General features: G+C 37.2%; 21 protein-coding genes and 1 pseudogene. 14 read left to right on the forward strand and 8 right to left on the reverse strand.

Annotation, left to right across the window (positions count from 1 at the left end):
- The first annotated feature begins 8 nt into the window (after positions 1–8).
- Positions 9–1820, forward strand: a complete 1812-nt coding sequence (gene atzF, locus AC4CVF_RS03865; RefSeq protein ID WP_490788920.1) for an allophanate hydrolase — start codon at positions 9–11, stop codon at positions 1818–1820.
- A complete protein-coding gene (locus AC4CVF_RS03870) occupies positions 1817–2839 on the forward strand; it encodes an ABC transporter substrate-binding protein (protein ID WP_490788921.1) in 1023 nt (340 codons plus the stop codon). The genes atzF and AC4CVF_RS03870 overlap by 4 nt, the downstream gene beginning before the upstream one ends.
- 610 nt (positions 2840–3449) lie before the next feature.
- Here AC4CVF_RS03870 and AC4CVF_RS03875 read toward each other — a convergent pair.
- From AC4CVF_RS03875 to AC4CVF_RS03900, 6 genes are all read right to left on the reverse strand, one after another.
- Positions 3450–3782 (reverse strand): DMT family transporter, encoded by a 333-nt coding sequence (locus tag AC4CVF_RS03875; RefSeq protein ID WP_336954048.1) that lies wholly within the window; start codon positions 3780–3782, stop codon positions 3450–3452.
- A gap of 16 nt (positions 3783–3798) precedes the next feature.
- A complete protein-coding gene (locus tag AC4CVF_RS03880; protein WP_336954047.1) occupies positions 3799–4686 on the reverse strand; it encodes a hypothetical protein in 888 nt (295 codons plus the stop codon).
- Complete coding sequence (locus AC4CVF_RS03885) at positions 4683–5687, reverse strand: isopenicillin N synthase family dioxygenase (RefSeq protein ID WP_490774270.1); 1005 nt, start codon at positions 5685–5687, stop codon at positions 4683–4685. The genes AC4CVF_RS03880 and AC4CVF_RS03885 overlap by 4 nt, the downstream gene beginning before the upstream one ends.
- A gap of 78 nt (positions 5688–5765) precedes the next feature.
- Positions 5766–6647: an ABC transporter ATP-binding protein gene (locus AC4CVF_RS03890; RefSeq protein WP_419327833.1), complete on the reverse strand. Its 882-nt coding sequence runs from the start codon at positions 6645–6647 to the stop codon at positions 5766–5768.
- Positions 6647–7591 carry an ABC transporter permease gene (locus AC4CVF_RS03895; RefSeq protein WP_336954044.1) on the reverse strand — a complete coding sequence of 315 codons (945 nt, stop codon included), beginning with the start codon at positions 7589–7591 and terminating at the stop codon, positions 6647–6649. Before AC4CVF_RS03895 ends, AC4CVF_RS03890 begins: the two co-directional genes overlap by 1 nt.
- Before the next feature lie 444 nt (positions 7592–8035).
- Positions 8036–8269 carry a hypothetical protein gene (locus AC4CVF_RS03900; RefSeq protein WP_004724652.1) on the reverse strand — a complete coding sequence of 78 codons (234 nt, stop codon included), beginning with the start codon at positions 8267–8269 and terminating at the stop codon, positions 8036–8038.
- Between the two features lie 277 nt (positions 8270–8546).
- Here AC4CVF_RS03900 and AC4CVF_RS03905 point away from each other — a divergent pair, with 277 nt between their 5' ends.
- The 10 genes and pseudogenes from AC4CVF_RS03905 (at position 8547) to AC4CVF_RS03950 (ending at position 17460) form a co-directional block, all read left to right on the forward strand.
- On the forward strand, positions 8547–9158 hold the full coding sequence (locus tag AC4CVF_RS03905) for a LexA family protein (protein ID WP_336954043.1): 612 nt from the start codon (positions 8547–8549) through the stop codon (positions 9156–9158).
- Positions 9159–9506: 348 nt separating this feature from the next.
- Positions 9507–10307 carry a pyrimidine utilization protein D gene (gene rutD / locus AC4CVF_RS03910; RefSeq protein ID WP_336954042.1) on the forward strand — a complete coding sequence of 267 codons (801 nt, stop codon included), beginning with the start codon at positions 9507–9509 and terminating at the stop codon, positions 10305–10307.
- Positions 10304–10891: pseudogene (locus AC4CVF_RS03915) on the forward strand (malonic semialdehyde reductase). The gene rutD and the pseudogene AC4CVF_RS03915 overlap by 4 nt, the downstream one beginning before the upstream one ends.
- A gap of 372 nt (positions 10892–11263) precedes the next feature.
- Complete coding sequence (rutA, locus tag AC4CVF_RS03920) at positions 11264–12379, forward strand: pyrimidine utilization protein A (RefSeq protein ID WP_336954041.1); 1116 nt, start codon at positions 11264–11266, stop codon at positions 12377–12379.
- Entirely contained in the window at positions 12376–13161 is a 786-nt protein-coding gene (rutB, locus tag AC4CVF_RS03925) for a pyrimidine utilization protein B (RefSeq protein ID WP_336954039.1), read from the forward strand. The genes rutA and rutB overlap by 4 nt, the downstream gene beginning before the upstream one ends.
- 82 nt (positions 13162–13243) lie before the next feature.
- Entirely contained in the window at positions 13244–13627 is a 384-nt protein-coding gene (gene rutC / locus AC4CVF_RS03930; RefSeq protein WP_336954038.1) for a pyrimidine utilization protein C, read from the forward strand.
- A gap of 91 nt (positions 13628–13718) precedes the next feature.
- Complete coding sequence (rutF, locus tag AC4CVF_RS03935; RefSeq protein ID WP_419327835.1) at positions 13719–14288, forward strand: NADH-dependent FMN reductase RutF; 570 nt, start codon at positions 13719–13721, stop codon at positions 14286–14288.
- Positions 14289–14312: 24 nt separating this feature from the next.
- Positions 14313–15671 carry a pyrimidine utilization transport protein G gene (gene rutG / locus AC4CVF_RS03940; protein ID WP_419360512.1) on the forward strand — a complete coding sequence of 453 codons (1359 nt, stop codon included), beginning with the start codon at positions 14313–14315 and terminating at the stop codon, positions 15669–15671.
- Between the two features lie 471 nt (positions 15672–16142).
- On the forward strand, positions 16143–16382 hold the full coding sequence (locus AC4CVF_RS03945; protein WP_336954034.1) for a hypothetical protein: 240 nt from the start codon (positions 16143–16145) through the stop codon (positions 16380–16382).
- A 325-nt stretch (positions 16383–16707) separates the two neighbouring features.
- Positions 16708–17460: a class II aldolase/adducin family protein gene (locus AC4CVF_RS03950; RefSeq protein ID WP_336954033.1), complete on the forward strand. Its 753-nt coding sequence runs from the start codon at positions 16708–16710 to the stop codon at positions 17458–17460.
- 80 nt (positions 17461–17540) lie between these two features.
- Here the strand turns inward: AC4CVF_RS03950 and AC4CVF_RS03955 are convergent, their stop codons facing one another.
- Positions 17541–18230 (reverse strand): pirin family protein, encoded by a 690-nt coding sequence (locus AC4CVF_RS03955; protein WP_336954032.1) that lies wholly within the window; start codon positions 18228–18230, stop codon positions 17541–17543.
- Between the two features lie 172 nt (positions 18231–18402).
- Positions 18403–19632, reverse strand: coding sequence for a L,D-transpeptidase family protein (locus AC4CVF_RS03960; RefSeq protein ID WP_490788922.1), 1230 nt, complete (start codon positions 19630–19632; stop codon positions 18403–18405).
- A 609-nt stretch (positions 19633–20241) separates the two neighbouring features.
- On the opposite strand from AC4CVF_RS03960, the gene hemE reads away from it, so the two are divergent.
- Positions 20242–21315: a uroporphyrinogen decarboxylase gene (gene hemE, locus AC4CVF_RS03965; RefSeq protein WP_336954030.1), complete on the forward strand. Its 1074-nt coding sequence runs from the start codon at positions 20242–20244 to the stop codon at positions 21313–21315.
- 21 nt (positions 21316–21336) lie between these two features.
- Positions 21337–22143, forward strand: a complete 807-nt coding sequence (locus tag AC4CVF_RS03970; protein WP_419327836.1) for a DUF817 domain-containing protein — start codon at positions 21337–21339, stop codon at positions 22141–22143.
- Positions 22144–22211 lie beyond the last annotated feature (68 nt).

A 22211-nucleotide genomic window follows, 5' to 3' on the forward strand; every position in this document is an offset into this window, starting at 1 on the left:
GGAGTAGGGTGATGCAAGACTTATGGACAATTCAAGACTGGCGAGAGGCATATACCAGCCAGAAAATCAAGATTGAGGGGTTAATCGATTATGTTAAAACCATTCATAATGATGATCATGCTTGGATTGAAATCGCATCTGAAACGCAAATTCAAACCCAAATTGAAGCCTTAAAACTGCAAGATAGAGATGATTTACCTTTATACGGTGTGCCATTTGCCGTCAAAGATAATATCGATGTCGCAGGGTTCTATACCACCGCTGCTTGTAAAGACGTTGAATATTTAGCAACACTAGATGCTGTGGTGATTACCAAGTTAAAAAAAGCTGGTGCTGTGGTTATTGGAAAAACTAACCTTGACCAGTTTGCAACGGGATTAGTCGGGGTACGTTCACCTTATGGCGCGGTCAAAAATAGTTTTAATCCAGAATATATCAGCGGTGGTTCCAGCTCTGGTTCATCCGTTGCAGTTGCAAATGGTATGGTGCCCTTTAGCTTAGGGACCGATACAGCAGGTTCGGGTCGTGTGCCAGCAGGGCATAACAATATTGTTGGTCTTAAACCGACCAAAGGCTGGTTTTCAACCACAGGCTTGATGCCTGCATGTAGAACGATTGATGTCATTTCTATCTTTGCATTGACTAGTGATGATGCTTGGACGGTTGCCAGTGTTATGCAAGGCTATGATGAAACAGATGAATATTCACGTATTCATCCCGCCAATGTTCCCTCTCAGTTTTCTAAAGGCAAAATTGCCATACCTGCACAGCTTGAGTTTTATGGTGACACAGAAACTGAAAAAGCTTTTGCAACCGCAGTAGAACGAGTCAAATTACTTGGTTATAAAGTTGAAAGTATTGATTTCACAGATTTTAATGAACTTGCCAAAGCCCTCTATAACGAGGCTTGGGTAGCGGAACGGACTGTTGCTGTGGAAAAAGTTGTAACACGTGACCAAGCGCATCCGGTCATTGCTGAAATCATAGCTCAAGCAGATAAATTTACAGCCACGGATGCACTTCAAGCTGAATATAAACGTGCTGTGCTGGCACGAAAAATTAATCTGGCTTTACAAGCCTATGATGCATTAATGGTACCGACTTCACCCACGATTTATCGTATTGTCGATGTTGAAGTAGATCCAATCGTAAAGAACTCACATATGGGAGCTTATACCAACTTTGTCAATTTTGCCGATTTAGCAGCCATAGCATTACCCAATACAATTCGCTCAGATGGGTTGCCGAGCGGAGTAACATTTATTGCACCTGCTTGGCATGATCAAGCTTTGGCAAATTTTGCTCAAAAATGGCAAACACTAACAGCCCTTACATTAGGCAAATCTCAGCAGCACTATCAAAAAATGCTTGAGATTGCTTCAAAAAATTCAGTCAAGTTGGCGGTTGTGGGAGCGCATTTAACAGCGATGCCACTTAATTTTCAGCTCACTACACGCCAAGGGACTTTATTAAAGAAAACCTATACCGCTAAAAATTACAAATTATTTGCTTTAAAAAATACCAGTCCACCAAAACCTGGTCTGCAATGTGATGCAACAGGAACGTCTATTGAAGTTGAAGTTTGGGAAATTCCATTGGCAAACTTTGGCGCAATCGTTGCTGAGGTTCCAGCACCGTTGGGAATCGGCAATTTACAACTTGAAGATGGCAGTTGGGTAAAAGGTTTTATTTGCGAAGCTTATGCAATTAAAGACGCTATAGATATCAGCCATTTAGGTGGTTGGCGTGCATATATACAGTCGCTGAATCAAACCAATACACAATTTAAAAGCGAGAAAATCGGGGGAGTTTCTGTATGATCTATAAATCTTTTTTATCCGTATCATTATTATCAGCAATGCTGTTATCTGGTTGTGACAACACGGCAAAAATTCCTCAAGCAAAAGAGGGTGCGCAAGCTTCAGCAGATGCTAAACCTATTACCATTGGCTATAGTGATTGGCCCGGATTTGTGGCATGGCAAGTTGCAATTGAAAAAGGTTGGCTAAAAGAAGCAGGTCTCAATGTTGATTTTAAATGGTTTGATTATTCAGCATCACTCTCAGCATTTTCTGCCAATCAATTAGATGCAGTATTTGTTACCAATGGTGATAACTTGGTGACGGCCTCGGGTGGTACTCAAGGCATGATGATCATGGCGACTGACTACTCTGCGGGCAATGATGTGATTATTGCCAAAGAGGGGATCAATCGTATTGAAGATTTAATAGGTAAATCTGTCGGCGTTGAAAAAGGTCTAGTCGATCATTTGCTTCTAGCAACGGCAATGTCAGATCAAAAGATTCCCATCAATGAAATAAAATTGGTTAATTCAGCTACCAATCAATTACCACAAGTATTCTCGAGCCCAGATGTTTCAGCTATTGCGGTATGGCAACCTGTTGCCAGTCAAGCATTGAAAACTGTTGCAGGGTCAAAAATCATTTATACCTCCAAGGATAAACCGGGGTTAATTTATGACACCTTAACTGTGAATATGAGTCATTTAACTGCCCATAAAGATGAATGGAAAAAGATCCTTCAAGTGTGGGACAAGACAGTGAAATATATTAATGATCCTGCAACACATGCAGATGCTGTAAAAATTATGGCAATCCGTTCAGGGGTAGATCCAAAACAATACGAAACGATGGTGAATGGCACCCATTTACTTGATCTAGACGCCAATCAAAAAGTCTTTAGCAAAGGCAATGGTTTTGATTCGATCTATGGCTCGTCCTATCACGTCAATAAATTTAACGTGGAAAATGGCATCTATAAAACTGAACAAAATGTCGATGGTCTGATTTATCCGACATTGTTGCAAGAGTTGAAATAGCGGTTTTAAAAGAATTAGATCGTTGGAAAAAATAGCCTAAGCATGTCTTGGGCTATTTTATTTTAGGTGCAAAAGCTTTATATAGAGCCTAGACGCAATTTTTGAACAGATTTGAATGCAGGAAAACTAACCAAATCAGTGAAATTTTTATGGTGGTAGATCTGTTTTAAAGATTAACAAATTAAATTTAAATTGATTACAAAGGCGTCACTTTAATCACATTAAAAGAGGATTTTCTATTCACTAGAGCTCTTGCCAAAATAAACTTAGAGATGATATTTAAATGTGGTTAAGCTTTATGAATCATGAAAATTTTACTATTACATAAAAATTAAGTGTATGAGGATCAAATTTGCAATGCCGCGCTTTACATTTAAAGTTTAAATCGCTTTGTGTAGGCGATGTATCACTTTTCATAGGGGATTCTAAACCCCGCGTTGCAATCAAAGCAGTACTTTGTTTTTGCTCATGTTGAGTGAGGGGCACGTTCTGTATCCCCACCCAATAAGGCGACATCCATGTCGCATCACGATAGAAACACCATCTATGTTTCATCAAAATTTAAAAGTTTACACGTATCGAGTGCTTATTTTTGACTAACACAAGAAGTCTATGATATTTCAGTGCTCGTTGAAAAAAGATGAATAATTAAAATCCCAATAATCATAAAAGCCAAACCGATGATTGCAGCTAAATCTAAGTGTTGTTTATAGTAAAAGAAGCCGACCAAGGACACCAAAATAATGCCTGCGCCAGACCAAAGCGCATAAGTAATACCGACAGGAATCGTTTTCATGGTCAGTGATAAAAAATAAATGGCAACCGCATATCCAATCACGGTAATAATCGATGCAAATAACTGGCTAAAACCATCTGAAGCCTTCATTGCAGAAGTCGCGATGACTTCTGCAACAATGGCAATCATTAAATATAAAAAAGACATTGATTGAGAATATCCCTTATAACGCTATTTTTGCATGATGAAAAAGATGATTTTCTTCATGATCAAACCAATTTTGACTTTCAGTTGAAGTGCCCGTAAGCGTTGTAAAGCAAAAATCTTTTTGAAATACATCAAGTGTAAAAAATAAACGACAATGTTCACCATTGATCAGTTGCTGTTGGACAAGAGTGTTGTGATCGAGTTGTTGGAAATTTTCAAGATCAATCATAGTTCCAACTTTGTTGCTGATGGTGCTAAGATCGATGATCTGCTTATCAAAACTGATCGAAACCTCATAGTCCTGAATTGCTTCTAGACTAATCTGTTGTTGAGAAATAGCATCTTTTAAAGCATTAGTGGAGTGAAAAGCCTGTTGTATATCTGGATGTCGAGACTTGGCAAAGGCAATAAAATGATCACAAAGGATGAAGCCACCATCTGCAGGATAACTGATACTTAAATCGATATTTTCAACTTTAAATAAACGTAGGCCAAGATATAGCCCACGGGTAGCTTGTTGCCGCCAATCTTCAACATAAGCATGGCTTGGTGAAAACTCTAATATGGCATTGCCAATTGAATACAATTTTGCTGGTTCGGGCCATTGCACATGATTTTGATAATTACTGCTGACATTCCATGAAAGTAATTGATTTTGAGCATCCCAAATTGTATCGCCAACCCAGCCCTGTCGTTCTAAAACGGGCGTTGAAATGGGGTCTTTTAAGCGTAAATCAATGGTAAAGGTTTTAGATTGAAACCAATAGACCAGCGTATTTTCATCAGTTAAACCATTGGAAAAAGTAATACTCTTACGGCGAAAAGCACCCAATAAATACCGAGGTAATACGCAGGCTGAATCATCACTCGGTTTAAGTTGTGCACAGAGTTCTAATAAGTTCATAGTGACTCCTCGTTTTGACTTAAACCAAATGAATAAAGCGGGCGGGGATTTTCAAGTTGAATTTCACCCCGGGCTACTTTTTCTTTTAGATACTGGAAAGTTTGTGCGGTTTGATTAAAAAGGTGCTCACCGCCTTTTAAAGGGGAATATTTCGCAGGCTGATCTTTAAGCAAAGGTTGAATCAGATAGTCATAATCACAAGAGAAGAAGAAGGGAAATGAAAAACGTTCTTCGGAAACTTTTTTAACACGATGTTTGGTTGCCAAATATCGCCCATTAGACAGAATTTCCATCATATCGCCAATATTCATAACCAATGTATTTTCAAGCAGTGGAATATCGATCCATTGCCCTGTTTTATCGAGGACTTGTAATCCAGGTGCTGTGGGTAAGAGCAAAGTAAAACACTCATAATCGGTATGTGCACCAATACCATCTTTATCCTGAATTTCAGGATGATAAGGATAATGAATAAGGCGAAGTTGACTGGGTGCTTTGGAATTATGTGCATCAAAATAATGCTCATCTAAGCCAAGTGCTAGCGCAAAACTTTGGAAAATTGTGTGCCCAATATTTTTAATATGTTGATAATAATCTGAAACATGCTGTTTAAAAATGGGGTCATCTGGCCACTGGGTTGGACCAATCAAAGGGCGGCGATCTGCGGGGCTTTGATGATCATAATTGACATCATAGGCCTCTTTAAGATCATAACTCGTTTCTACAAAACGTTCTTCACCGATCGGTACATAACCACTGTGATTTTCAGATAAGCCAATATAATTCCTCATCTTAATTGCAGTATCTTGGGCGAAGTATTGCTGTGCGGTTTGATAAAGATTGTTGAATAACGCAGGTTTAAATTGTTCTCCCTTTAGATATAAGAAACCCACATCTTTACATGCCTGATCTAAAGCGTGTGCCACGACTAGACGATCTTCGAGGTCAGGACTGGATAATAGGGAAATGTCCACAATTGGTAAAACATATGTGTTTGACATGAATATCACCAAGGTTGGCCGTCCAACAATGAACTAAGCGATTTGGGTCGTCCCAAAGGCTATAAGAAATCTGTTTGTTTATTTATCCGTGCTGACTTGGGTCATCCTCGGTATTTTGGGTAAGTCTTGAAGTGATGGATCAAGCTCATCTTCCTGAGCGTGTACCAACTGATCAACACGTGCCCTTAATTGTTGAAAAGCAGGAGTTGCCATGAGAGCTAATGAACGTGGGCGAGGTAAATCCACTTCAATAATTTCTTTAATTTCACCGGGATTGGCTTTTAGCGCAATAATACGATCAGCCAATAAAATGGCTTCATCCATATCATGGGTAACAAAAATAATGGTGATATCAATGTTTTGCCATAAATCCATTAAATGTTTTTGCATCTTTTGACGGGTATGAGGGTCGAGCGCGCCGAAAGGTTCATCCATCAGTAAAATTTTAGGTTCATTGACTAAAGCTCGAGCAATCGCAACACGCTGTTTCATTCCACCAGAAAGTTGATGTGGATATTGATTTTCATATTTGTCCAAGCCAATAATATTGATCCATTCTCGTGCATGGGCTTCCGCAGTCATTTGACTGGCACCTTTCATCCGTGGTCCGAACATGACATTTTCTTTAACCGTTTTCCATGGAAACAGGGTATACCCTTGGAACACCATGCCCCGTTCAGGGCTAGGTCCTGTGATGCGTTGGCCATCGACTAAGATTTCACCACTATGATAAGGATCTAAACCTGCAATTACGCGACTTAACGTTGATTTACCACAACCTGATGGGCCAATCACACAAATAAATTCACGCTTATGGATTTTAAGATCCAGTTGATTTAAAACAGTTCGTTCGTTTTTACCATGTTTAAATACTTGGCTCAGTTGTTTGGCTTCTAAGATGACAGGGCGTGCATAAATTTTTTGAAAATATTCATGTGAATTAAAAGTTGAGTCATTCATTATTTGGCCCCTGCTTTCCATGCGAACATACGCTCGCCTAATTTCATTAATAACACATCACAAACCAGTCCAATCACCCCGATAATCAAAATCGCAGCATAGACATTGTCAAAGTTTTGATAGCGTGCTTGTTGGGTAATAAACCATGTAATACCAGAAGTAGTACCAATTAATTCAGAGACAATTAAATAGGTCCAAGCCCAACCTAGTAGCACGCGTAAATCACGATAAATATCTGGAAAAGCAGCAGGAATAACCACATTGAATAGGCTTTTGAGCTTATTGGTTCCTAGGGTATAGCCGGCTTCAATTAAGCCTTTATCGACCATACGTGTTGTATTGGCAATTATTAGAATTTGTTGAAAAAGCGTACCAATCACAATAATTGCAATTTTAGGTGCATCATTGATTCCCAAAATGGCAACAGCAAGCGCGCCAAAAGCAGGGGCTGGTAAGTAACGGAAAAATTCAACAAAAGGTTCTGTGAGCAGTGATATTTTTTGTGAGAAACCACAGAGAATACCCAATGGAATACCAAAAATTGAAGAAATTAAAAAAGCTGAAAATACGATTTTAATACTGTGCCATAAGCTTTGATGAAACCATGGGGTATCTGGTTGTTCTGGCGGTGTGGTAAATGCAGTGACCAAGGCCTTAGCCACTTCATGTGGTGCAGGTAAGTAAATGGGATTGACTAAAATACCTTGTGGTGGTGCAGAATCATGAGCAACCGCATTTTGTGCCTCACTATAGAACACACTTTTTTCGATACGGCTACCGACTTGTAAATATGAGACACTGCCTGAATCTGTGATTTGGACTTGAGGATGCCAAATAAAAGGTAAATAACTGACAGCGCACCAGAGCAATATAGGGATCAGAAAAGAACACAAACTCAGTAATAGCTTATTCTTTTGACCAATTTCCTTTACAACATAACCCATATTTACCGTCCTCATTTTAGCTTGAGTATTACGATTGTTGAAAAACGTAATATTTGTTAAGCAAAATAAGTGCCATGAATAAATATAATGAGGCGAGGCTAATTAGAATTTATCAATAACGCTCGAATCGTCGGTGATAAATGATCTGTAGGAGCTCATCGCGCTAAAGCATGCTGAAAATACCCAAACAGGAAGAGAACTACAAGGAAATAAAAAATATGAAAGGAATAAAAGTAAAGTAATCGTGCAAGATTAGGTGCTGATTTAATAAAATTCTGAATGCTTAGCTCTGCCATTCAAACCTATTGATCTGATGATTAATTGAAATTAAATCGTCGTTGTATCGAGGGGAATACAACGACATTTTAATTATTAAATACATATCAAATCATAAACTTCAGTTGAATATTTAAGCATATTCAATTTTATCAGGTGAGCATCTGTTTAAAGGGGAAGAGGTTCTAAACCTTTTACAATATCACTAAATTCAGAGCCATTTAGCCAAAATGATTTCTTTAAAAATAATGTAGTCATTATACTTTCAGCGATATCACTATTGGTATTTTCACAAAATAAACCATATTGGCTGCCTAACACATTATTGTCTTCAATCAAACGAATATAGTAAGCATGTTGTTCGTCTGCATAACCAAGAATTGCATCACGTTGAGTCGCCATTTTTATGTCTCCACATAGAAAATCAATCAATTAAGTGCTTAAGTGAGATCAGAGAACTTATTCAAAATTATCAATAAATTAACAAGATATCTGTATTCTAAATTATTGATTTATGATAAGTATATTGATTATCTTTGTCGTCCTTGTTCAAATAGATGTATCAAAACTGATCGATAGAGTTATTGTTATTCAAAAAAAACTTGCCGTCAACTTGAATTTGTAACTTTTTCAAGCTATATTGATTTTACAGGCTTTTATGAAGCATATAGGATAAATAATGTCTAAGAAAGTAGAATTTGAACACGGAGGTGCTAGAGCAAATGCTGGGCGTAAGGCACAGTTTAGTGAGCCAACCAAAGTCATCCGTGTACCAGAGTCACAAGTCGATTTTATCAAAAACTGGTTACTGAAAAATTTCAAAAATGGTCAGCTCAGTGATTTAACAGCGAGCATGAAGATCCAGACCATACAGCCTAAGAATGATAAGGTCTATCAGATTCCACTTGCGACTGAAAGGGTCGCTGCTGGTGTGCCATTTTCAGTTCAAGATAGTATAGAACAATCTTTAGATATGAATGAATATTTAATTAGAAATGAGAGTTCTACATTTATTGTTAAAGCAAATTCGCTTTCAATGCAAGATGTGGGGATTGATATCGAAGACCCTTTGATTGTAGATCGTAGCATTTCTGCAAAATCTGGTGATATTGTCATCGCCCGTATTGATAATGATTTTACGGTGAAACGCTTGATGATTGATAAACAATTTGATCCACCGAAAGTCTGGTTAAAAGCTGAGAATCCAGAGTTTAAAAATATTTATATTGAAGAAGGGCAAGAATTCGAAATATGGGGAGTTGTGACTTATAACTTAAAGCGGATGCGTTGATTGATAAAGAAGATATTTGAGGATAACGCTTTAAGTCTGTCGTGTTTTTAAGCAACATTTTTGTTGCTTTTTTTATGATCAATTTAAGAATGCTAAGGACACATCAAAATTTGAGCGTGTAGTTTTCTAGTTGTGAAATCAGATTATTTTGAATATAAACTCGCTTTATTACAAAAGCTCATTGTGTGTTTTATCAATAATAGACCTATAGCTACTGAGCAAGTAGCCAATAACATAACAATCCTCATATTCACATTCGCCATCAAAAACCCTTCAAAACTAAATATAAATATTATTCGGCATATTTTTTGCTGTCATCAAAGTGATTAATTTATCAAATGGTCAAAAATGAGCTATCAAATTTTCCCGTGTGTAGCGCAACCAGATGCTGAAACTGTAGTTCTATCTTCTGGTTTAGGTGGGCATGCATCTTTTTGGCAACCACAAATTAAAACTTTAACTCAATATTTTCAGGTGCTTGTTTATGACCAAGAAGGTTGTCATGCAGACTCTGAAGCATTACCCACAGCATATTCAATAAAGAATATGGCAAAGCAAGTATTAGACATACTTCAACAACAACAAATCAAACAATGCCATTTTATTGGGCATGCCTTAGGTGCGGTAATTGGAGCTGAATTGGCTGTTTTGATCTACAACACCGAAATTTCACTGTCGAGTCTAACCTTTATTAATGCTTGGGATGCTCTTGATCCACATACAGATAAATGTTTCAAAACCCGTATTGCCTTGTTAGAAAATGCTGGTGCTGAAGCTTATATACGTGCACAAGCTCTATTTCTATATCCACCTGCTTATATTTCAAAGCATATTCAACAAATTCAAGAGATCGAAAGCAAGGGATTTAAAGATTTCCCACCGATTAATAACGTGTTGCTACGCTTAAATGCATTGATGAATTTTAAAATTTTACCGCAACATATCGCTGCTTTGGCGAACACTGATGTGTATTACATTGCCAACAAAGATGATTTTTTGGTGCCTTATCAAAAGAGTATAGACCTTAAAGCAATATTGGGGCATGGCGAATTAACACTATTGGAAACCGGTGCGCATGCTTCATCTGTAACAGAAAGTAATACAGTCAATCAGATTTTAATTCAAAATTTAGTAGAAGAAACCCTATGAACCAGAGCCTCAACATAGGTTTAAACCAATTGTTTTCAGATGCCAGAACGCACAATACTTGGTTGGATAAGGCAGTCAGCACTGAATAGATTCAGCAAATTTATGATTTAGTGAGAATGGGACCTACCTCTGCCAATTGTTGCCCTGCTCGATTTATATTTTTAATGACATCTGAGTCGAAAGAACAACTAAAGCCTGCGCTATCCTCGGGAAATATAGAGAAAACCATGACAGCGCCTTTGACAGTGTTGGTAGCAACGGATCAGAAATTTTATAATCAATTTGCTAAACTTTTTCCGCATACAGACGCTAAATCTTGGTTTACCTCAAATCCCAAACTTGCCAATGAAACAGCTTTAAGAAATAGCTCGATGCAAGCTGCGTATTTGATTATGGCATGTCGAAGTTTAGTTTTGGACACAGGGCCAATGTCTGGATTTGATGATATGCAAGTGAATGAGACTTTCTTTAAAGAGACTGATTATTCGATTAATATGATTGTCAACATAGGATATGGGGATCATACAAAAATATATACAAGATTACCAAGATTAGATTTTGATGATGCTTGTAAAATATTATAAAGATTTATTTTAATAACTATTTTATTAGATTACTAATTTTATTGAACCAGTGTTGTATTTCGTCAGAATTTTATCTTATTGAACCGCATACCATCTGCGGTTTTTTATTTATAGAGTCGGTTAATTTTAAAATTATAAATGATCTAAAATGACGCATTTATGCACTATTTTAGTTTATTTTTTTATGGCTTAAAAATTCATAAATTTTACCAAAAGGTAAAATAAAAAATAAATATAAAAAAATTAATAATGAAAACAACTAATTAAATTTAGTGGCATGTTGTATGCATTATTTATAATTACAAGATGGTTTTTGTTTTTGGTTTTATATCAAATATTTTTAGAATATTTTTTGTACAGTGAGGTTTAGCTATGAAAATTGGTGTATTTTGTCCGATTGGAAATAATGGCTGGTTGCTTTCAGAAAATGCACCGCAATATAAGCCAACATTTGAATTGAATAAACAGATTGTACAACGTGCAGAACATTATGGTTTTGATTTTGCATTGTCGATGATTAAACTGCGTGGTTTTGGGGGTAAAACTGAATTCTGGGATTATAACTTAGAAAGCTTTACATTAATGGCGGGTTTAGCGGCAGTGACCAGTAAAATAAAAATTTTTGCTACGGCAGCGACTTTGGTGATGCCACCAGCCATTGTGGCACGTATGGCATCAACGATTGACTCGATTTCAAATGGACGTTTTGGGCTAAATGTTGTGACTGGATGGCAACCACCAGAATATACCCAAATGGGGTTGTGGCCAGGGGATGATTATTTCTCTAAACGTTATGATTACTTATCTGAATATGTCGAAATTTTACGTGAGCTTTGGGCAACGGGAACATCTGATTTCAAAGGTGATTTCTTCCAAATGGATGATTGCCAAGTAAAGCCAATACCACAATCCGCCATGAAAATTATTTGTGCTGGTCAATCTGATGCGGGCTTAGCATTCTCTGCAAAATATGCAGATTATAATTTTGTTTTTGGAAAAGGTTTCAATACACCAACGGCCTATGCTGAAATCAATGAACGTCTAAAAGTACATACTGATCAGACAGGAAGAGATGTTCAAACCTATGTTTTGTTTATGGTGATTGCAGCTGAAACAGATCAAGAAGCTATGGCGAAATGGGAGAACTATAACCAAGGTGCAGACCTGGCAGCAATTAACTGGTTAATGAATCAAGGCGGTAAAGATCAAACATCAGGTACAGATACCAATATTCGTCAAATGGCATCTAGTGTTTCACCCGTCAATATTAATATGGGCACAATCGTCGGTTCTTATGAAAATGTTGCCATGATGCTGGATGAAATTTCTACCATTAAAGGCACTGAAGGAATTCTTTTAACATTTGATGATTTTATCCAAGGGGTTGAGGATTTTGGACAGCGCGTCCAACCGTTGATGGCTTGTCGTGAGGAGGTTGTTGCAAGTTATCAACAGCTAGCTCAATCCGTTTTGGAGAAAAGCGCATGAGTATAGTTGAAAACTCGAAAGTGATAGAAAATCTGGTTTGTACAGATTTCACGACTCATGCAGGAACAGGCAAAATTTTAAAAGCGGAGCCAGAATCGATTCAGCTCGCACCTGAACAAACGGCGCTTATCGTCATTGATATGCAAAATGCCTATACCTCAATTGGTGGCTATTTGGATTTGGCTGGTTTTGATGTTTCCACTACTCAACCTGTGGTTGCCAATATTAAAAAAAGCATTGATGCAGCACATATAGCCGGTATCCAAGTGATCTATTTTCAAAATGGATGGGATGAACAATATGTAGAAGCCGGTGGCATAGGTTCTCCTAACTTTCATAAATCCAATGCTTTAAAAACCATGCGTAAAAATCCTGATTTACAAGGCAAATTATTGGCAAAAGGTGGTTGGGATTTTGCATTAATTGATGAACTAAAGCCTCAACCTCAAGACATTGTGATCGAGAAATCACGCTATAGCGGTTTTTTTAATACAGCATTGGACAGTAGTTTACGTACTCGTGGCATCCGAAATTTAGTTTTCGTTGGGATTGCCACCAATGTTTGTGTGGAATCAACCCTTAGAGATGGTTTTTTCTTGGAATATTTTGGTATAGCGCTAAAAGATGCATGTTATCAAGCTGGCCCTCAATCAGCACAAGAGGCAGCCTTATATAATATTAAAACCTTTTTTGGATGGGTATCTGATACGGAATCATTTGTACAGACATTCAAAACCCAACAAGAGCAGCCAAATTCAGTCACTTTTAGTAAATCAGCTTAATGCTTTTAACCAGATCAAGTGTCTTTTCTAGAGTTTAAGTCTATGGCGAAGATGCTTTAAGGAAAAAATAAAGGAATTTAAAATGTCCAAACAAGTTGTGATCCCAGTAGGTACAGCTAAACCCCTTGCACCTTATGTGCCTGCAACCAAAGCAGACAATATTGTCTATGTTTCTGGGACTTTAGCATTTGATGAAAATAATGAGGTGGTCTGTGTCGGTGATGCCGCAGGCCAAACCCGACATATTTTAGAAACCATTAAAAACGTCATCGAAACTGCAGGTGGCACGATGGATGATGTGACGTTTAACTCAATATTCGTCAAACATTGGGCAGATTATGCCGCAATAAATGTGGTCTATGCTGAATATTTTCCCAATGACAAACCCGCTCGTTATTGTGTACAGGTCGGACTGGTTAAACCTGAAGCCCTTGTTGAAATTGCATCAATAGCACATGTGGGATAATGCATGTCTAAATTTGTCTATGTGTTTTAGTCATTTTTTTAAAAATGAATTTTAACCTCGATGAACATTTGCGCATTGGGGTGGGAGAGTTATGATGCAAATGGTCAAACAGGAAAGTACAGTTAGTGGTGAAATTATTGAATTTACCAATCCTTGTGAAACTAAAGTCCATTTAGAAATTGATCAAGCTATCTTTAGACAAGGTATGTCTAATTTGGGTGCAGCAGTCAATGTGATCACTACTAAAGGTGATGCAGGACAGGCAGGTTTTACCGCATCTGCAGTGTGTAGTGTAACTGATTCACCTCCAACCTTATTGGTATGCCTTAATCGCGCCGCATCGGTATATCGCGTTTTTTCTGAAAATAAAGTTTTGTGTGTCAATACATTAGGTTCAAATCAAGCCGCATTGTCTAATTTATTTGGTGGCAAAACACCCATGCAACACAGATTTGCACAAGGTGAATGGAGTGAACTCGTGACAGGTTCTCCGGTGTTAGATAACGCCCTAATTTCATTTGATTGTGAAGTGGTATCAAGTCAGGTGGTCGGTAGTCATGATGTATTGTTTTGTCGGGTCAAAGCAATTCGTCACAACCCAAGTTTAAATGCGCTTCTATATTTCAAACGCAGTTATTGTGAACCTCAAAATGTATGTTGATCTCTAAATATGGGGAATTAGAAAATGGCGACAAAAGAACCATGGTTTACATCATTTAAACCATACACAGGTAATTTAGATCAAAACCCTGTGCAAATTGATGAATATTTACCTGTTGGAAAAAGTATCGTTTTGGGCTTGCAACATGCATTTGCAATGTTTGGTGCAACGGTTCTCGCACCTTTGCTGATGGGCTTTGATCCCAATTTGACTATATTTATCACGGGTATCGGCACGATTTTATTTTTCCTGATGACGGGTGGAAGAATGCCGAGTTACCTCGGATCTAGTTTTGCATTTATTGGCGCTGTCGCTGCTGCAACGGGCTATGCAGGTGTGGGGTCAAATCCAAATATTGCCTTGGCTTTAGGGGGGACCATCGCTTGTGGTTTGGTGTATGCAGGAATTGGTTTAATTGTCATGAAGACGGGAACTGGTTGGATTGAAAAGTTGATGCCACCGATTGTTACGGGTGCAATCGTGATGATTATTGGTCTAAACTTAGCACCTGTCACCATTAAAAGTGTTTCTGCAAACCCATTTGATACTTGGATGGCAATTCTGACAATCCTTTGTATCAGTGCGATTGCTGTATTTACCCGAGGCATGATGCGTCGCTTATTGCTCTTACTGGGGTTGGTGTGTGCATATGTTCTATATTTTATCCTTGCCAATTTAATGGGCTTTGGCAAAGCGATCGATTTTGCAGTCATTAGCAATGCGGCGTGGTTTGGTCTCCCGCATTTTGTTGCACCCTCGTTTAATGCAAACGCCATGTTGTTAATTGCGCCAGTAGCAATAATTCTGGTCGCTGAAAACTTAGGTCACTTTAAAGCTGTATCTGCAATGACGGGTCGTGATTTATCACCTTATATGGGCCGTGCATTTTTTGCAGATGGGGTATGTACCAGCTTGTCAGCTTCTGTTGGGGGAACAGGTATGACCACATATGCTGAAAATATTGGGGTTATGGCCGTCACTAAAATTTATTCAACCACAGTTTTCGTAATCGCTGGGATCTTTGCAATTTTGTTGGGCTTATCACCTAAATTCGGTGCTGTGATTAGTACTATTCCTGTTGCTCTTTTAGGTGGTGCCTCAATTGTGGTGTTTGGTTTAATCACAGTGGCTGGTGCAAAGATTTGGATTGATAATAAAATTGATTTCACTAAAAACAGTAGCTTAATTATTGCTGCGGTCAGCTTGATCATGGGCGCAGGTAATTTTAGTGTACATATTGGTTCATTTGATCTTGGTGGAATTGGTACAGCAACTTTGGCTGCAATTTTATTGAATCTAGTTTTAAATCGTAGAGAAAAACAGCCCGATGAGATCAAGCTAGAATCAAGTGATGCTGCAAAGTCCTTATCGCAGTCCTCTTAAGCTAAAGGCGCAGATTGAGATTTTAAGTGATTGAACAGTAGATTTTATAGTGAACGGTGTGGCATTTAGTAGGTTAGGGACAATGAGATGATATACGGCATGTCCTTGAGCAAAGTTTGTACCTGAGTGAAAGTATGGAATCAAGATTTTGCAAAGATTAATCACATGCACAAAAATTTGCGACGCTTGCAGTGAGTTTGTAAAAAGCGTTACAGCATAGGTGATTTTTCCTTGTTTGACTATAAGCAAGAGAATTGAATATAGGGTATGAATTCAAGCCTTAGTATTGCAATTTTAAAGCGATTATCGGGGAAATTCGTATCCATATTGGTGGCTGAAATTTTTACAGATATTTGGTTTTTTAGGGTGCTGCCCTGTGCGACAAATTTTGTCGCACAGGGCATTTCTCTATCTAGTATTTAATTCTCCAATAAATATAATAGAACCTGTAAGCACGATGAGATTTAAAATATGAAAGACTGGATTAAGATACGCGAAATTTTAAAAAATATTCAAAATCGGCAAAATAAAAAACAGACTATTTACTTAGTCGGTATGGTTGATTTAAATGAATTGGATATTTCATGGTTGATTGATGAAGACTACATTGAAATTGATGATGCTATTTCTTACTTAGATAATAGAGATATTGTTTTTATTAAGAATTTAACTTTTAAAGGAAAGAAATTACTTTATCAGTTAAGTATTTAAATCTACTTTTTATAATAGATAATGAGGGTGTTTTATAATAATAATGAAGAATTAAAATAAATAATAATTTAATTTTTATTTTAATAAAAATAAACAAAAATGAAAACTTATTATAATAATTTAATAAATATAAATAATAGTATGAAATATGATAATTAATAATTTAAATCCAAATCAATATTCAATTATTGGTTTGGATTTTTTATATTATGCAACCCAAAAAATAATTTTTTAGTCTTCATTCACGAATTAAGACTTGTTTATTTGCTGAACTCTCGCTAAAACTATGGATGTTTTATACATAGGCAATAAAAAGGATTTTATGATGAAACGCCCAAAGTATATTGATAAGACTGAATGGGAAGCGCGTTGCCAGTTGGCAGCACTCTATCGTTTAATTGCACATTATAGAATGACTGATTTGATAGATACCCATATCAGTTTACGTGTCCCGCATGAGCCTGATCATTTTCTGATTAACCGCTATGGTGTAACATTTGATCAGATGAAAGCTTCAGATTTGGTGAAAATTGATCATGAAGGGAATATTGTGGCAGATTATGATCAAGGCAAAATGGTCAATGTTGCAGGCTTCGTCATTCATTCTGCCTTACATCATGCTAAAGATGATATTCACTGTGTCATTCATACCCATACGGCGGATGGCATAGCTGTTTCTGCACAAGAAAAAGGTTTATTGCCTTTGTCACAACATGCGCTGAAATTTTATAACAATATTGCTTATCATGAATATGAGGGTATCGCTTTTTCTACAGCTGAAAGAGAACGTTTGGTTCAGGATTTGGGAAATTATCGTTGCATGATTTTACGCAATCATGGTTTGTTAGCCACTGGAAACAGTATTGCAAGAGCATTTCATGAAATTTATTTTTTAGAGCGAGCTTGTCAGGTTCAGATTAAAGCCATGAGCAGCTCAAAACTTCATTATCCGAGTAAGCAAATATGCGAATATACGGTGAAGCAATTTGAAAGTGATGCTGCTGAACCGATTGTTCAGGCTGCTTGGAATGCTGCTTTATCATTGATTAAAGATCAGAAAAAAGATTTTTGTGCTTAAACACGGCTTCTAACTTGTTCAATAAGCTCGACATAAAAAACCTCCATCTATACATGCGGAGGTTTTTTATTGCATATGAATTAGCTGTTTAAATCAAACCAAATAAATTGGCTATCTTCATGTGCAGTGAGTGTCGAATCTTCGTCAAATAAATAACCATCACCTGCTTTAACGACTTGACCCGCAATATCAATCTCACCATCGATTACATGTACATAGTTAAATTTTTGGGTTGCTTTAACTTCAAGGGTATGACCTTTTTCCAGATATGCCGCTTTAATTTCAGCATCTTGACGAATATGCATCGGCGCATTGTTATTTGGGCCAACAATCAATTGCCATTCATTGGGTGATTTTTTAGGATCACGTTCAATTTGTTGATAATTCGGTTCGGCATCTTGAACATTTGGAATTACCCAAATTTGTAGCATATGAACCGCTTCATCACCTTGGTTGATTTCACTGTGTTGTACACCTGTACCCGCACTCATCAATTGCCATTCACCCGCATGGATATGACGTTCATTTCCCATGCTGTCTTTGTGTGAGATAGTACCTTTAAGCACACAAGTCAAAATTTCCATGTTGTCATGTGGGTGAGTACCAAAACCTTTATGTGCTGCAATGGTATCGTCATTGATTACACGTAAAGAACCAACACCCATATATTTAGGGTCATACCAACTACCAAAAGAGAAACTATGTTTGGTATCTAACCACCCCATTTTTACATGACCACGGTTTTCACTGTGATGTAAAAAAGTATTCATCTCAAATCTCCAATTCTTTATTTTTTAACATGAATGAATTTTAATATTTAAGTAATTGGGATGAAATAGCAAATAAGCAACATATTGTTTTATTTTTGGAACGATAAATTTTTATCTTTGCAATAAAAAACCAGTGTATGCACACTGGTTTTTTATTTTATCAAGTATAAGATTATTCTAAGAATTTAACCGTTACACCTGATTTAACTTTTTTACCTAAGTCATTGGCATCCCAGTTGGTCAAACGAATACAACCATGTGAAGCTGTTTTCGAAATTGCAGATGGATTTGGTGTACCATGAATACCAAATGATTTTTTGCTCAATCCAATCCAGATATTCCCTACAGGAGCATTTGGACCAGGTGGTAATGATAATGGTTTTAAGTTTTTACCTTGTACAAAGTTACTAGGTGAATAGCTATACCATGGGTTTCGTGCAACTCCAGTAACTTTATAAGTTCCTTTTGGAGATGGTGTATCAGAACTACCAATTGTTGCAGGGAAAGAGCCAACCATTTGGTTTTGTGCATTAAACAAATATAATTGCTTCGCACCTTTATGCGCGACAATCAAATGAATATTTTCAGGTAATTCATTGCGAATATTCGTCACAACGATTTTTTCACCAACTTTATTAAATGTCGCTTTAGGATTCAGTTTCTTTAAAAACTCTTCGTCCATGTGAAATTTTTCACCTAGCATTTCTGTTACACGAGTGTAATACAGGCCTGGCATTTTTGCTTGTAATGCATAATCATGCGGAATCGATTTTGCATAAGGACCTTTTAGGTCTTCAGCTGTTATCGTATATTCCACAAAAGCAGGCTTATTGCCTTGTTGAGAAACTAAAGCATCCCAAGTTTCTTGAGTCAATTCACCAGTAGGTTTAATACCATTCATTTGTTGGAATGAAGCGATTGCTTTAAGCGTATTCATACCGCTTGAACCATCAATGGCACCAGGTGAAGCATGGGCATTATTTAACATGACATGGGCACGGGCATAGACAGGGAATTGACCCTTACCAATATTTTCGTACCATTGTGCATTGTTTATTCCATCTAAAGTCCATGACGCTTTAGGTGCATTAGGATTGCTTGCCGTTTTTGCAGTCGTAGTCTGTGGTGAAGATGGAGAGATAGCGGTACCTGAGTTTTTATCCTCAGTTTTTTCTAAATTTTGTAGCGTATTTGCAGCTTTGTCTAAGTCTTGTTGCTCTTGCTGACTTATCTGTGTTTCTACACTTGAAGCAGAATCATCAATAGCAAGTGGATCAATAGGATCTTCAACAGGAGCAGCAACTTTTTTAGGCGTTAGAGGTTGCTCAGCTGGAGATGCAGCAAAAGCTGTACCTGTTAATAAACAGCTTAAACTCAAAGCAAGAATTGAGCGAACGAACATGTAGATCAACCTTAAGAATTATTCATAATTTATAACTAAAAATCTGTGTAAGTATTGCAGAAATTATAAGGTGTTGCAGTATTTGTTTTGTGTTAATCATTTTTTTCTATAGACATTTTCCTAGTCTGCAAGTTTTGTTTTATTTTCGTATACCCGTGGGAATTTAAATCTAAGTAATCAAATCGGGTCAGTTGACAATTCGTCTACGTTTGCGACTACGTGTATTTTTTAGGCGATACTAGGAGCGGAGTATGAAATTTAGTCATTCTAAGTGATAAGTAACATTGTTTCGCAAGGTAACGACGTAGCGTCAAAAAACACGCTAGCCCTCTGCTGCGCCTTGCGCTGCAAACAAAGCAGTGCTTTGTTCTTGCTTAGGGTAGTGGCTAAATTTATCTCAGCCTTCGTTATGAAACTCGAAAATAGTCTCGCTATTCTCTTCATGCTTTACGACGTATACGTCTCATGCTCAATTTTAATCTACAACGCAAGCCATTTATGAAATATCAACAGACCCTAAACTTTGTTGAGAAAAATTTTCTAGAAATGGTTATGGAGCAAACCTTTTTGCTATGATGGGGCGAATTTAATTTTTGATTGGGAAAGTAAATGACGACCTTAAAAAATGATCGTTTTCTACGTGCCTTATTGCGTGAACCTGTAGATACGACTCCAGTTTGGATGATGCGTCAGGCTGGGCGTTATTTACCAGAATATCGTGAAACACGTGCGAAAGCAGGTGATTTTCTTTCTCTTTGTAAAAATACAGAATTTGCTTGTGAAGTGACTTTACAACCTTTGCGCCGTTATGAGCTTGATGCTGCAATTCTATTTTCAGACATTTTGACTGTTCCCGATGCTTTAGGTTTAGGACTTTATTTTGAAACTGGAGAAGGTCCTAAATTCCATAAAACAGTTCGTACAGAACAAGATGTGGCTAATTTACCGAAATTCAATGCCAAATCTGATCTGGCTTATGTAATGAACGCTGTTTCAACCATTCGTTCAGCTTTGGCTGGTCAAGTGCCTTTGATTGGTTTTTCAGGTAGTCCATGGACCTTGGCAACATACATGGTGGAAGGCGGTTCAAGCAAAGACTTCCGTTTTACGAAACACATGATGTATGCACAACCTGAAGTTTTACATGCTTTATTAGATCGTTTAGCCGATGCTGTAATTGACTATTTAAATGCCCAAATTGAGGCGGGTGCTCAAGCCGTACAAATTTTCGATAGTTGGGGTGGTGCATTGGCGCACCGTGAATATCTAGAATTTTCGCTCAAATATATGCAGAAAATTGTTGCTGGGTTAAAACGAGAGCATGAAGGACGTAAAGTGCCTGTGATCTTATTTACCAAAGGTGGTGGTCAATGGTTAGAGCCAATGATTGCAACTGGTGCAGATGGATTTGGCTTAGATTGGACTACGCCAATAAACGTGGCTCGTCAAACAGTTAATGGACGTGCAGCATTACAAGGGAACTTAGATCCAGCAACCTTGTATGGTTCAGCTGATTCTATTGAAAAAGCAACCAAAGCTATGCTTGATGATGCTTATGCTAATGGAGAGAAAACAGGTTATATTGCCAACTTAGGTCATGGAATTACGCAGTGGGTTGATCCTGAAAAACCCAAAGCATTTATTGATACTGTACACCAATACAGTGCCAAATATTTAGGTTAACTTATTGTTGTAAATGTATTTATGATCTATTTTAAATCATTATTTGAATTTCTACTTAAGGCAGCATCGGCTGCCTTATTTGGTATTTTATTGTTGATTGCATTTATTACTACGGCGAATATGGGCAGCCATGAATTTTATGGTTTATTCCGTTATGACTATTTATTATTATATGCGCTGATCATTCAAGCCTGTTTATTGTTTTTAAAACTTGAATCTTGGGCAGAAGCCAAAGTCATTGCTTTATTTCATATTATGGCTATGGGTATGGAAATTTTTTTAACCCACCCACAGATTGCTTCTTGGCAATATCCACAACCTGCCGTTTTTAAACTTTTGACTGTGCCTTTATTTGCAGGATTCATGTATTCTGCAGTTGGCAGTTTTTTTGCCCGTTCTTTACGTTTGTATCAGGTTTCTTTTTTAAATTTGCCCAATTTTGCCAATATGTTGTGTCTAGCAGTTTTGTCTTATCTCAATTTTATGAGCAAATTTTTTATTCCAGATTTTCGAAATGCACTATTTATTTGGAGTGTGGTAATTTTTTGGAAAACAAAAGTTCGTTTTAAGTTACAGCAACATGAATTTCAGCTTCCGATGTTACCAGTACTGGTCGTTTTGGCATTTTTAATTTGGGTTGCTGAAAATATTAGCACTTTTAATAAAATTTGGTTGTACCCAAGTCAAGTAGATGCATGGCATATGGTGGGATGGGGGAAGCTAGGCTCTTGGTATTTACTCTTACTTTTAAGTCTAGTTTTGGTCCTTAAAATTCTTGGAGTACGTAATAAAGAAGGTGAATGGTCACTAAAAAAGTACAATAAATAATTTCGTAATTGTCACATTTAGATTTGCATATCTGAATTTATGTGATAAATCTAAATAGGTGTAATCAA

The organism is Acinetobacter sp. LipI_19, from assembly GCF_058242925.1.